Genomic DNA, 12,801 nt, shown 5'->3' with positions numbered 1-12,801 from the left:
GGGCGGTGTTTTTTTTTGTGCAGCCCGGCCGACGGGGGTGTGTTGTGTGTGTGTGGCGCCTTTGCCGTGGCCCCGTCCGTGACCCTGCTGCCTGGGGGCGGGGCTTGGCGCCCGGCACCGCGCAGGAATATGGCGGGTTGATCAAGCACGGCGCCAAGCTTCTGTTCGCCTATGCCGAAGCGACCGTGCCAAAGATCACCATCATCACCAGAAAGGCCTATGGCGGTGCCTATGACGTCATGGCGTCAAAGCATTTGCGCGGTGACATGAACTATGCGTGGCCAACGGCGCAGATTGCGGTGATGGGCGCCAGGGGCGCAGTCGAGATCATCTATCGCAAGGATATCGGCGACGCGGAGAAAATTGCAGCGCACACAAAAGCTTACGAGGATCGCTTCCTGTCCCCCTTCGTTGCCGCCGAGCGTGGCTATGTCGACGAGGTGATCATGCCGCATTCGACCCGCCGCCGCATCGCCCGCGCGCTCAGGATGCTGCGCAACAAGGATATGCAAAACCCCTGGAAGAAGCACGACAACATTCCGCTGTGAGGGTTGATGTCGCGCCTGGTCCTCTATGTAGGAGCGCGTTTCGGCAGGTTTGCCATCCTGCTCTTCGCCCTGCCGCTGTTTTGCCCAATACTCCTGTGGTTCTGGTTCCTCGATTGCTATCCGCTCGCTGTCATCGCGGCTGGCGTTGTTGCGATCCCGGCCGCGATGCTGGCCATCGTTCTGTTGATCGGGACATTGTTCGCCGGTTTTCGACCCAGCAAGGTGGACGGGATTACTCGGGAATCAGCCCCGAAATTGTGGGCTGTCTGGGAGAGTATTGCCGGCAAACACCGCGCCAGCCGCACGAGCATCATCCTGAGCGACGATCTCAACGCTAGCATCGGTGAAGAGCGGCCGTTTCTGGGCCTGCTTGGTCGCAGGGCAATTCTCACCGTGGGCCTGCCGCTGCTCGCAGCGACCGACCAAAAGGGGTTTGCGGCGATCTTGGCCCATGAGGACGCCCATCTGAAAAATAAAGATACAAATGGCGGGCTCAACCTGGCCGAATTCGAAAAGAGCTTCGATCTAATCTTCGACTTCGCCCCACCGGGAAAAACCGTTTCAGGCAGCCTGTTCTACTGGATGCTTGGCCCGCTGTCGCGCACGCTGGAGCGCGAAGAAATACGGTTGTCGCGGCGGGCGGAAATTGACGCGGATCGTCATGCAGCGATGTCCGGCGATGCATATGAAACGGCGCGCGCCATGCTGCTGATCGGTGCTGCCAGTGCGTTCTTCGATGACCAAGTGTATATTCCGCTTAAACGTGAACTGCTTGGCACCATGGTACCGCCTCGTCCACCACTTGAAAGAGTTCTGGCGGCCGCCAGTCACCTGTCGAGGCTTCCCATCCTGCAAGAATATGCGCAAAAGGCCTGGGACGCGCCAGATAACGAAAGCGCGGATCATCCGCCCTGGTCCGAACGTTTGACTGCTCTTGGATTTAGCTCGGCTCCAGAGATAGAACCAGTTCTGGTTTCCGCCTTGTCGAGCCTGCTGAGCGATGAGATCGTCGCCGAACATGTCCGCCATTTCGACGGCGAATGGACATCGAAGATCGCCGACTATCTCGATCGATAGCTATCCACCTGAAACTATAGCGGCTAATGCCCAGTCGGCGCAGGCTATTCCGCTTCCGCCGCTCCGAACCCGGCCCCCCTCGTCGCGCGGACAGCGCCCGACCATGGCGTGGCGTGATTGTCGATGCGCATCTGGAAGATAAAATAAGTCGGCGAGCAGAAGCCGATGCCCTTCACTTTGCCGATACCGGGAATGTCGGGCGGCAGCGACTGACACATGTAATCCTCGCGGCAGAAATGGTCGGCCGAGCAGGCAGGACGATTGCCGCGATTGACGGCGCCGCCCAGGCACTGGTCGAAATTATTGGTCGCCACGCAGGTGTCGAATTTCTTGCCGCCGACCAGCCCGCAAATCTCGTTGGGCATCGGCTTGCCCGTCTTGAAGGCGGCAAAGCTGCGATCCCGGTCGTCACAGCTGCGATAGGCGATACCCGCCGGCACGCCGATCTGCGGCGGTCGGCAGGTGTAGGCGGCGCGCGAAATGCTTGGTGCGAACGCGGCGAACTGACTGGTGATGGTATAGTGGTCATTGAAAGGCTGTGCCGGGTTGCTGGCGATGGATCCCGTTAAACAGGGGTGGCCGGAAAACATGTCTTCGCTGTCCTTGGGCAACAGGCATTGCGCCAGCTTGGTGCGTACGCCGGACGCGGTCGCCAGCTGCGTGCAGACCGTGCCGCCGCCGCACTGCCATGTCGCGCCGAAGCGGGCCGCATCTTCCGGCATGAAGCACGGCATCGCCATTTCGGCCGGCGAATAGGCAATTTCGCCGGCATCGTTCCATGTCGCCGGCGGCGCGAAGGACAGCGGGCGGAAGCGGTTCGGTTCCTTGCCGTCGGCAGTCGCGTGCAGCCAGGCGACGCGGCGCGGGATGTCGGCGTGGAGATGCGGCGAGATGCCGACCTCGATGCGGTTGAGCGGCGAGGTCGTCTTGTCGTCGAGGCCGATGAAATGGAAGCCGGCGGTCGAGCCCGCCTGATGGCAGCCCTGGCAGGCGCCGTTGTCCAGCCGCTCGACCAATGCCTCCGGCGTGCGCACCAGCTTCAGCGCGGAGAAATCGACACCAGCGAAATCCGCGGGCTGGAACAGTGGCGTGAACGGGTGGTTGGCCTGCCTTGCACTGCCGAAGGTCGACCACGAAATGACCTTCCTTGCCAAGAATTCATCGGGGATTTGGTAGACGCCGAGATCGACCGCCGCGACACTGGTGCGGATATAGTCCGCAAGTCTTGCTTTCAGCGCGACGTCTTCGGCGAGACGTGCCGTGTCGGGCGTGTTTTCCAGCGGCTTTTCGCTGACAGCCGCTCCGTCGATGCCGAAAATTCGCATGAGATAGGCAGCCTGCCCGCCGAATTCGGTCTCCTGGCCGGAGGGGAAGCGCACCACTTGGGCATTGAGCTCGAGCTGCTTGAAGGTGAGCGCCGCCCTTTCCAGTGGCCCACCCGTCAGCCAGCCGGCATCGACGCTCTCGTCGAGTTGTGGTGCCCAGCGTCCGGCGACGCCGACACAACTGCCGTCGGCATCCGGCGCGGCATTGTAGACGGCACTGAAATTGAACGGCAGGCGCGAGGCCAAAACCTTGCCGTTCTTCTTGAAGCTGTAGGCGAGGCGATAGATGAAGCGCACTTCGCCGCAACTCGTATCGCCTTGCAGCGCGGCGAAGTCGCGCCGGTCGAGCCGGTTGACGATGCCGACGAGGCGGAAGCGCGCGGCATCGGTCCTCAGCCAGCGCATGTCCATGACACGGCCAACATTGCCGTCGGTCACCTCGTAGAGCGGCCGACCGCCGGCCTTCATCTCGGCCCGCAATGCCGCAACGTCGCTTGCAATCGTTTCGACGATCGCGTGATAGGCCGGCGCCTTGTCGTAAAGCGTCTTCAAATCGCCCATGCCATCGACGCTGAAAATGCCGGCCAAGCCAAAACCCTTGGCGTCGAGGGTGGCGAGAACCGAGGGATCGTCGACGATGGTCACTGGCTGCTCAGCGGCATTCGCCGACTGTGCAACCAATGCGGCCATGACGAGCGTGGTGAGAAGGAGAACAAGGCGTCTCATAGAAGGTCCGGTTGGCTCTCGACTAATTCGCGCAACACCGGCACCAGAGCCAGCGGCAAATCCTCAGCGATCAACCCTGGACCGAAGCGCCTGCTGGCCTCGGCATGGATCCAGACCGCGGCGCAGGCGGCCTGGAAAGCCCGCATCCCCTGCGCCAGCAGCGCGGCAACGATGCCCGCCAGAACATCGCCTGACCCGGCTGTTGCCAGCCAGGGCGCGCCGTTGGCGTTGATCGCCGCCCGGCCGTCCGGCGCCGCGATCACCGAGTCGGCGCCCTTGTAGACAATGACTGCATTGGCACGCGCTGCGGCGGCGCGGGCCTTGGCGAGCTTTGACTGCTTCTTCGATTTGGCAATGTCGGGAAAAAGCCTGGCGAATTCGCCTTCATGCGGCGTCAGCACCAGACTTGGTGCGAAGGTTCGATGTGCTGCTTCAAAGAGAACATCTGGAGCGTCGCGAAACGAAGTCAGGCAATCGGCATCAAGCACAATGCCTCCAAACAGGCCCATGCGTTTGAAATCATAGACCTCGTCCTGCTCGAGCAACCGCAAGGCGAAGTCGCGGGCTTTTTCGCCGACTCCGAATCCGGGGCCGAGAACGAACGCAGTATGCTGCCTTTCGTTAATGAACTCGCCTGCGTCCGCCACCGTATCTACCGCACGCAGCATGATCGAGGTCAGATGCGCGGCGTTCACCTGCATGGCATCGCTAGGCGAAAGCACGGTCACTGCCCCTGCTCCGCTTCTGGCCGCGGCCATCGCTGACAATCTTGCCGCACCAGTCGCATTCGGCCCGCCCGAAAAAACGCCGACTTGGCCGCGTTTGTATTTGTGCGTATCGGCAGACGTTCTCGGAAACTCCCATCGTAGCCAGAGGTCCGGCGTGTTCTCGAACGTCTTGATCTTGAGTTGGTCGACGATCCCATCCGGAATCCCGATATCAGCGACAATGATTTCGCCGCACATACTGCGTCCTGGCATCAGTAGATGGCCTGGCTTTTTCCGCACGAAGGTCACAGTCACCGCAGCGTCGAAATAGGCATTGGTCAATCCGCTCTCGCCCGACACGCCGGATGGCAGGTCGATTGAGACGACTGGCACTTTCTCCGCTGCGCTGCGGCCCGAGAGGGCTGACGCATGTAGGGAAATATCCTTCGACAGACCTGCACCGTAGAGTGCGTCCACGACCACTTCACCCGCTTCTGGATAACAATGGGCAATATGGTTCACCGGCAGGTCGCAAGCTTCGGCCGCCAACGCCGCATCGCTCCCCGCTTTCTGCTTGCCTTCGGCCCAAACGGCGACCTTCATCCCGGCCTCTGCCAACAACCGCGCCACGACATAGCCGTCGCCGCCATTGTTGCCGGGGCCGCAAAGCACATGGACGCGCGTTGCGTTCGGGTAGCGCTTGAGCACCACGGCAGCAACCGCAGCGCCGGCATTGCGCATCAGGCCGATGCCGTCGAATGGACCAGCGGCAATCGCCAGCCGGTCGGCCTCGGCCATTTCGGACGGAGAAAGAAGTTCGTGGCTCATGCAGGCGAAATGCACATCATCTGCCGAAGCATTGTCCAGTTTTTGATCCGACGCAAACTACGAAGGTCCCCAAGCAATTTGGCGGCGTACATCGTTCGGGACGACGGCGCGCAGCTGCCCATGAAATACCCGATCTGCCCAATTTTTGTGCGGACGGCAGGACCGGCGGTGTGTAGGCTCGCGGCATTCATGGCGCATCCAACGCTGCGAATGACGCGAATGTACATTCCCGCGTGGCATGGTATCCAAATCATGTGAGGCCGTTCGGCGCCCCATCAATTGGCACAGTTCGTGCTTGATTGAGGCGCAAGCGGGGCTCACAACCCGTCTTTTTTGGCAGTGGAGGCCACTTTTTACATGAAAAAGATCGAAGCGATCATCAAGCCGTTCAAGCTAGACGAAGTGAAGGAAGCGCTTCAGGAGGCCGGCCTGCAAGGCATCACCGTTACCGAGGCCAAAGGGTTTGGCCGCCAGAAGGGCCATACCGAGCTTTATCGCGGCGCCGAATATGTCGTCGACTTCCTGCCGAAGGTGAAAATCGAAGTCGTGCTCGGCGACGATGCGGTCGAAGCCGCGATCGAAGCCATCCGCAAGGCGGCCCAGACCGGCCGCATCGGCGACGGCAAGATCTTCGTCTCGAACATCGAGGAAGTGGTGCGCATCCGCACCGGCGAAACCGGCATGGACGCCGTCTGAATTTTCCCGTTAAAAGGCCATGTTCAAAACGTCATCACATAGGGAAGCAGGGACATGACGACAGCCAAAGACATCATGAAGCAGATCAAGGACAACGACGTTAAGTTCGTCGATCTGCGCTTCACCGATCCGAAGGGCAAACTGCAGCACGTTACGATGGATGTCGTCGAGGTCGAGGAAGACATGTTTGCCGATGGCGTCATGTTCGATGGTTCCTCGATCGCCGGCTGGAAGGCGATCAACGAGTCCGACATGGTGCTGATGCCGGATTCCGATACGGTGCATATGGACCCGTTCTTCGCCCAGTCGACCATGGTCATCCTGTGCGACATTCTCGATCCGATCTCGGGCGAATCCTACAACCGCGACCCGCGCGGTACCGCCAAGAAGGCCGAGGCCTACATGAAGGCCGAAGGCATCGGCGACCAGATCTTCGTCGGTCCTGAAGCCGAGTTCTTCGTGTTCGACGACGTCAAGTACAAGGCCGATCCCTACAACACCGGCTTCAGGCTGGATTCGACCGAACTGCCGTCCAATGACGACACCGACTACGAGACCGGCAACCTCGGTCATCGGCCGCGCATCAAGGGCGGCTATTTCCCGGTGCCGCCGGTCGATTCGGCGCAGGACATGCGCTCGGAAATGCTCACCGTGCTCGCCGAGATGGGCGTGCGCGTCGAAAAGCACCACCACGAAGTGGCCGCCGCACAGCACGAGCTCGGCATCAAATTCGACACGCTGGTCCGCAACGCCGACAAGATGCTGATCTACAAATATGTCGTGCACCAGGTCGCCAACGCCTATGGGAAGACGGCCACTTTCATGCCGAAGCCGGTGTTCGGCGACAATGGCTCGGGCATGCATGTCCACCAGTCGATCTGGAAGGAAGGCAAGCCGACTTTCGCCGGCAACGAATATGCCGGCCTGTCCGAGAGCTGCCTGTTCTACATCGGTGGCATCATCAAGCATGCGAAGGCTATCAACGCCTTCACCAACCCGCTGACCAACTCCTACAAGCGCCTGGTGCCGGGCTATGAAGCGCCGGTGCTGCTCGCCTATTCGGCACGCAACCGCTCGGCCTCGTGCCGCATTCCGTTCGGCTCGTCGCCGAAATCCAAGCGCGTCGAGGTCCGCTTCCCCGATCCTGGTGCCAACCCCTATCTCGCCTTTGCGGCCATGTTGATGGCCGGCCTCGACGGCATCAAGAACAAGATCCACCCGGGACAGCCGATGGACAAGGATCTCTACGACCTGCCGCCGAAGGAATTGAAGAAGATCCCGACCGTCTGCGGGTCGCTGCGCGAAGCCCTGCAGAGCCTCGACAAGGACCGCGGCTTCCTGAAGGCCGGCGGCGTCTTCGACGACGACCAGATCGACAGCTATATCGAGCTCAAGATGGCCGAGGTGATGCGCTTCGAAATGACGCCGCATCCGGTCGAATACGATATGTATTATTCGGTGTGATCCGGATCCTTACAGCCAAACAGAAAAAACCCCGGCGGAGATCACGCCGGGGTTTTTTGATGTAATGCGATGGGAAAGACTGTTACGGCGCGGACCCGAGGCCCGCGCCGTGAACGTTGCTCAAGCCGCGGCCGAAACCTCGGCGCTGGTCGGGACGGAGGCGATCGTCTTCAATATCTGCGAAGCGATCTGGTAGGGGTCACCCTGCGAGTTCGGGCGGCGATCCTCGAGATAGCCCTTGTAGCCGTTATTGATAAAGGAATGCGGCACGCGGATCGAGGCGCCGCGGTCGGCGATGCCGTAGCTGAACCTGTTCCACGGCGCAGTCTCGTGCTTGCCGGTCAAACGCTTGTCGTTGTCCGGCCCGTAGACGGCGATGTGATCCATCAGGTTTTTGTCGAAGGCTGCCATCAGCGCCTCGAAATAGCCCTTGCCGCCGACTTCGCGCATATAAGCGGTCGAGAAGTTGGCATGCATTCCCGAGCCGTTCCAGTCGGTGTCGCCGAGCGGCTTGCAGTGGTATTCGATGTCGATGCCGTACTTCTCGGTCAGGCGCTGCAACAAATAGCGCGCCATCCACATCTGGTCGGCGGCCTTCTTGGAGCCCTTGCCGAAGATCTGGAATTCCCACTGGCCTTTGGCCACCTCCGCGTTGATGCCTTCGTGATTGATGCCGGCGGCAAGGCAAAGGTCGAGATGCTCCTCGACGATCTGCCTGGCGACGGAGCCGACATTGCTGTAGCCGACGCCGGTGTAGTACGGGCCTTGCGGCGCCGGATAGCCACTCTCGGGGAAGCCGAGCGGACGGCCGTCCTTGTAGAAGAAATATTCCTGCTCGAAGCCGAACCAGGCGCCCTCGTCGTCGAGAATGGTGGCGCGCTTGTTGGACGTATGCGGCGTCACGCCGTCCGGCATCATGACCTCGCACATGACGAGCGCGCCATTGGTGCGGGCGGGATCCGGATAAACGGCAACCGGCTTCAAAACGCAATCGGAGCTGTGGCCCTCGGCCTGCATGGTCGAAGAACCGTCGAAGCCCCACAGCGGAAGCTGGTCGAGCGTCGGAAACTCGGCATAGTCCTTGACCTGCGTCTTTCCGCGAAGATTGGGAACCGGGGTGTATCCATCGAGCCAAATGTACTCGAGCTTGTATTTCGTCATTCTAGCCTCTCGTTGCTTGATCACCGAACCCTGGATGGCGCCGGGGCGAGCCGGCCTATCCAGCAGCCGACCTGCCGGATTACTAAAATGCAATTCGTGTGCCATTCTCGCCGGCGATGGATGCGGCAAAAGTGAGGTTGTATCCGCCCAAAATCGCTGGTCCGCCGTCATGCTGCGCTCGGATCATCCACAAGCATATTTTGCACAAATAATGTGCAAGTACTGATCTTTTTGTAATCATGTTGCCTATTTTGATTGCTGAACCTATGTTGGGGAAAGGTTGAATCGGCAAGGTTCTGTCGAAGAAAGGAAACCGACAATGGAAATCACTTCCACTCGTCAGTCGGCCAAAATCCTGATGTTCCCGGTGGCAGCGCGCGCTTCTGCCTCAAATTTAAGCGGAAAGGCTAAGTTCGCGGCAGAACTTGCTTCGTTGCGCAACCGCACGGATTTCGGAAGTGCCTGGTATCATGAAGCAGCGATCGAGGAAGCGAACCAGGATCGGAAGAGCTAGGCTTCTCCGTCCGCGTATTTGATAAATTGGCAAAGCCCGGCGCGATCGCTCGCGCCGGGCTTTGCTTGAGCCGGGACAGGTCGGCTACTGCTTAGTGTGCAGGTCTGTTCCAAGGGTATCCCTGACGAAGATCATGCCGATGATCAGCGACATCGCTGCAACAGCGACCGGATACCAGAGGCCGTAATAGATGTTGCCCTTAGCCGCGCTCAGCGCGAAGACGGTCACCGGCAGTAAACCGCCAAACCAGCCATTGCCAATATGATAAGGCAGCGACATGCCGGTGTAGCGGATGCGGGTCGGGAACATCTCGACCAGGATCGCAGCAATCGGCCCGTAAACCATGGTCACGTACAGAACCAGGATGAACAGGATGCCGATGGTCAGCGGCCAGTTGATCTGCGCCGGATCCGCGAACATGGCAAAAGCGCCGGACGCGGGAATGTTGTAGACTGTCACCTCGGTTGCGCCAGCCGCTTCTTCCTTGGTCAGGATCTTGTCCGCGACTGCCTTGTCTGTCGGGACGGTTGTTTTTTCGCCGGCACGAATCGCGGTGGCATCGAGTTTAAGCTCGGGATTGGCAGCCACAAAAGCGTCGAGCTTCTGGTCGGCCACTTTCGATGCCGCACGCTTTAGAGGATAACCTCCATCCTGTAAGGCGATATTGATTGCCTTGCCGAAGGCTGTCTCCTTGGCCTTCAACTGGTCGCCAGCCGCGACCGCGTCATAGGCTTCAGTCGTTTCGTTGCCGATCTTGACCGTTGCAGCAGTTCCGGGCGCGGCTGTCGTGACCACATCGTATGGCACGGAACTCTTCGCAAGGAATGCCGTGGCAACATCGCACGAGCTGGTGAATTTCCATGTTCCGGTCAGATTGAATTGGAAACTGCAGTCGCCCGGTGCCGCGGTGACGGTTGCTCGAACATTTTCCTGCGCGGTAGCTAGAGTGGGATTAGCGGCGCGGGTCAGTGCCTTGAACAGTGGAAAGGTGGTGACGATCGCCAGCGCCAAACCCGCCATGATGATCGGTTTGCGGCCGATCTTGTCGGAGAGCCAGCCGAATACGACGAAGAAGATGGTGCCAAGCGCCAGCGCGATTGCGATCATGATATTGACCGACTGCGGATCGACCTTGAGCACGTTCTGCAGGAAGAACAGCGCGTAGAACTGGCCGTTGTACCAGACCACGGCCTGGCCAGCGGTAAGGCCAAGCAGCGCCAGCAATGCGATCTTGGCGTTTTTCCACTGGCCGAAGGCTTCGGACAGGGGTGCCTTGGAGCCTTTGCCCTCGGCCTTCATACGCTGGAAGGTCGGAGACTCGGCAAGTGACAGGCGAATCCAGACCGAGATGGCGAGCAGGACCGCGGAAACCAGGAACGGAATGCGCCAGCCCCAAGCTGTGAAATCTTCCTTGCTGAGGGAATTCTGCACAATCAGAATCACGATCAGCGACAGGAACAGGCCGAGCGTTGCGGTGGTCTGGATCCATGAGGTGTAGAAGCCACGGCGGTCATCTGGAGCGTGCTCGGCGACGTAGGTCGCGGCGCCGCCATATTCGCCGCCAAGCGCCAGACCCTGCAGCAGACGGAGCGCAATCAGCATGATCGGCGCGGCAATGCCCCAACTGGCGGAGCCGGGAAGCACGCCGACGAGGAAGGTCGACAGACCCATGATCATGATGGTGACAAGAAATGTGTACTTGCGGCCGACGAGATCGCCGATGCGGCCGAACACCAGGGCGCCAAGCGGGCGAACGATGAAGCCTGCGGCAAACGCCAGAAGCACGAAGATATTTCTCGTTGTTTCCGGATAGGAGTTGAAGAATGCGGTGCCGATCGCGGCCGCCAATGCACCGTAGAGATAGAAATCGTACCATTCGAAAATGGTGCCGAGCGAGGAAGCGAAGATGACCTTCTTCTCCTCGCGCGTCATGCCGCGGCTTGTTTTGCCGGCGGTCGATGCCATTGCCATGAGCGTATCCTCCCGTGTGATTCTGTCAGTCCTCGATGCGGCACTTCATCGTCCTCGTTTTCCTCGCAACGCAGACTCAGTGCAGCCATCGGTGCAAAAAATGACAGAAAGCAGTGCCCAGAGGCAGACCGCCTTTGGGATTATGACTTTGGTCTAATGTGCAGTGCGAAGTAGAAACGACGGTGCGGTCAGCCTTTGAGAGCTTCGAGCAGGCTGACTGCCGCCATCATGTCGCGCTTGCGGGCCGCGCGGTGCGCGACGGCCTCGGCATCATGGCCCCATTGCTCGGCCTGCCAGTCCTCGTCGACATGACCGGCAGCCCAGGCCGCCTCGCCGTCGAGCTCGCCGAAGTCGACGGCCAGCGCCAGCAGCGCCGATCCGGTCAGCGACGTCATGACGTGGATGGCGGCAAGGCGCAGCGGATCGGCACGTTGGGCAAGATGCTGGCCAAGCAGCGCGATACTCTCGCGCGGCTGTTCGACATGGATCACGCCTTCGGCAAGATGGAACCGGGCGCCGAGCGCGCTGCGCACCCAGTCGATAACCGAATCCCAATGCTCGTTCTGCCGGTCGACGAGTCCTTGGGGCGCATCGGCGCGGTAGCAGAGCAGATCGGACGAGGCAAAGCGCAGGATGTCCTCCAGCACGGCCTGGGGATCACTGGCGACGCCATCGATTGCCGTATTGACCAGACGCATCACCGGCATCGTCACCGGGTAGATGGTCTCCTCCTGTGCGGCGAATTCCTCGGCGACGAGAGCAGCCGCCTTTTCGGTCGGCAGCGCCAGCAGCGCCTTGGCCGGCGTGCGGACGGGCTTGCCATCGAGATGGACGGCAAAACCGTCTTCGACCGGTGCTACCGCGACGGTATTGTAGAAGCGCTTCGGCAGCGGCGTCTTCATCTGGATCTGGGCGCGACGCACCGGGTCCGGATCAGAGAGCTGCTTTCCAACTTCGAGGTCGTTCAATATATCGCGCATGCTCATCCGGGACTTTGTTTTCGGGCCGGCCGGTTGACGATGATGAGTCCGGCGGCGATGAGGCCGAGTGCCAGGAAGATACGAACGGTCAGCGGCTCGTTCAAGAACACGGCGCCGCACAGCACACCAAACACCGGCGACAGGAAGGTGAAGCTCGACAGTCCAGATGCAGGGTAGCGCCGCAGCAGCCAGAACCACAGCACATAGGTGAACGCGACAACGTAGACGGCCTGGAACAGCAGAGCCAAGGTTGGCAAGACGGTAAAGTTGCGGACGGGCGGCCCGGCAAAAGGCATCACCAAAATGCCGACGACGGCGGCCCCGGCCAGCTGATAGAGCAGCAGCTTTTCGGCGCTGGCCGTCACCAGCTTCGACCGCTTGATGACGATATTGGTCACGGCCCACAGAATGCCGGCACCGAGACTAAGCAAATCGCCGCCCAATGTTGCGCCGCCATTGGCGCTCAGTTTATCGGAAAACACCGCGATCAGTCCGGCGAAAGCGAGCAGAAGACCAACCAGCTTGCGTGCCGTGATGCTTTCGCCCAGCAGGAAATGACCGCCGACCAGCATCCAGAACGGCATGGTGTTGACCAGCAAGGTGTTGCGCACGACGGTGGTGTGCTCGAGCCCGACATAGAGAAACAGGAACTCGAAACCGAAAAGCGCGCCTGCCAGGATGCCGGCGACGAGGGTCTTGTCGGGCGTGAACAGCGCAATGCCGCGCCAGCGGCCCCATCCAAACACACACAGGCCGCCGATCACCGAGCGGGCGATGGACAGGAAAACAGGGTCGTAGCCCTGT

Annotated in this window: 10 protein-coding genes and 1 pseudogene; 5 read left to right on the top strand and 6 right to left on the bottom strand. The window is 60.4% G+C overall.

The genetic code is table 11. The annotated features are described in order from the left end of the window. Positions 1-101 precede the first annotated feature (101 nt). Both NKI59_RS33830 and NKI59_RS33825 read left to right on the top strand, forming a co-directional pair. Positions 102-548, top strand: a pseudogene (locus NKI59_RS33830) (carboxyl transferase domain-containing protein); the annotation flags it as partial. A gap of 6 nt (positions 549-554) precedes the next feature. Further along, positions 555-1,625 (top strand): M48 family metallopeptidase, encoded by a 1,071-nt coding sequence (locus tag NKI59_RS33825; RefSeq protein WP_352708849.1) that lies wholly within the window; start codon positions 555-557, stop codon positions 1,623-1,625. A 44-nt stretch (positions 1,626-1,669) separates the two neighbouring features. On the opposite strand, the gene NKI59_RS33820 is transcribed toward NKI59_RS33825, so the two are convergent. Next, positions 1,670-3,676, bottom strand: coding sequence for a hypothetical protein (locus NKI59_RS33820; RefSeq protein WP_352708847.1), 2,007 nt, complete (start codon positions 3,674-3,676; stop codon positions 1,670-1,672). After that, on the bottom strand, positions 3,673-5,211 hold the full coding sequence (locus NKI59_RS33815) for an NAD(P)H-hydrate dehydratase (protein ID WP_352708844.1): 1,539 nt from the start codon (positions 5,209-5,211) through the stop codon (positions 3,673-3,675). Before NKI59_RS33815 ends, NKI59_RS33820 begins: the two co-directional genes overlap by 4 nt. A 357-nt stretch (positions 5,212-5,568) precedes the next feature. Here NKI59_RS33815 and NKI59_RS33810 point away from each other — a divergent pair, with 357 nt between their 5' ends. Together NKI59_RS33810 and glnA are read left to right on the top strand one after the other, a co-directional pair. Further along, entirely contained in the window at positions 5,569-5,907 is a 339-nt protein-coding gene (locus tag NKI59_RS33810) for a P-II family nitrogen regulator (RefSeq protein ID WP_019857988.1), read from the top strand. Between the two features lie 54 nt (positions 5,908-5,961). Then, positions 5,962-7,371: a type I glutamate--ammonia ligase gene (gene glnA, locus NKI59_RS33805; RefSeq protein ID WP_352457514.1), complete on the top strand. Its 1,410-nt coding sequence runs from the start codon at positions 5,962-5,964 to the stop codon at positions 7,369-7,371. Positions 7,372-7,491: 120 nt separating this feature from the next. On the opposite strand, the gene NKI59_RS33800 is transcribed toward glnA, so the two are convergent. Beyond that, on the bottom strand, positions 7,492-8,532 hold the full coding sequence (locus NKI59_RS33800; RefSeq protein WP_352708843.1) for a glutamine synthetase beta-grasp domain-containing protein: 1,041 nt from the start codon (positions 8,530-8,532) through the stop codon (positions 7,492-7,494). A gap of 319 nt (positions 8,533-8,851) precedes the next feature. Here NKI59_RS33800 and NKI59_RS33795 point away from each other — a divergent pair, with 319 nt between their 5' ends. Next, positions 8,852-9,046: a DUF2735 domain-containing protein gene (locus NKI59_RS33795; protein WP_352451032.1), complete on the top strand. Its 195-nt coding sequence runs from the start codon at positions 8,852-8,854 to the stop codon at positions 9,044-9,046. 84 nt (positions 9,047-9,130) lie between these two features. On the opposite strand, the gene NKI59_RS33790 is transcribed toward NKI59_RS33795, so the two are convergent. From NKI59_RS33790 to NKI59_RS33780, 3 genes are all read right to left on the bottom strand, one after another. Further along, the gene (locus tag NKI59_RS33790; protein WP_352708841.1) at positions 9,131-11,017 is read right to left on the bottom strand and encodes an MFS transporter; all 1,887 of its coding nucleotides are present in this window, start codon (positions 11,015-11,017) and stop codon (positions 9,131-9,133) included. 188 nt (positions 11,018-11,205) lie between these two features. Further along, positions 11,206-11,997: an ATP12 family chaperone protein gene (locus NKI59_RS33785; RefSeq protein WP_352708838.1), complete on the bottom strand. Its 792-nt coding sequence runs from the start codon at positions 11,995-11,997 to the stop codon at positions 11,206-11,208. Positions 11,998-11,999: 2 nt separating this feature from the next. Next, positions 12,000-12,801: DMT family transporter (locus NKI59_RS33780; protein ID WP_352708837.1), on the bottom strand; the 802-nt coding region annotated here is incomplete at its 5' end.

Origin of the sequence: Mesorhizobium sp. M0598 (assembly GCF_040320865.1) — a bacterium.
Lineage (GTDB): Bacteria > Pseudomonadota > Alphaproteobacteria > Rhizobiales > Rhizobiaceae > Mesorhizobium.
Note: the sequence above shows the minus strand (reverse complement) of the source record. Positions and strands in the feature narration are given on the sequence as shown.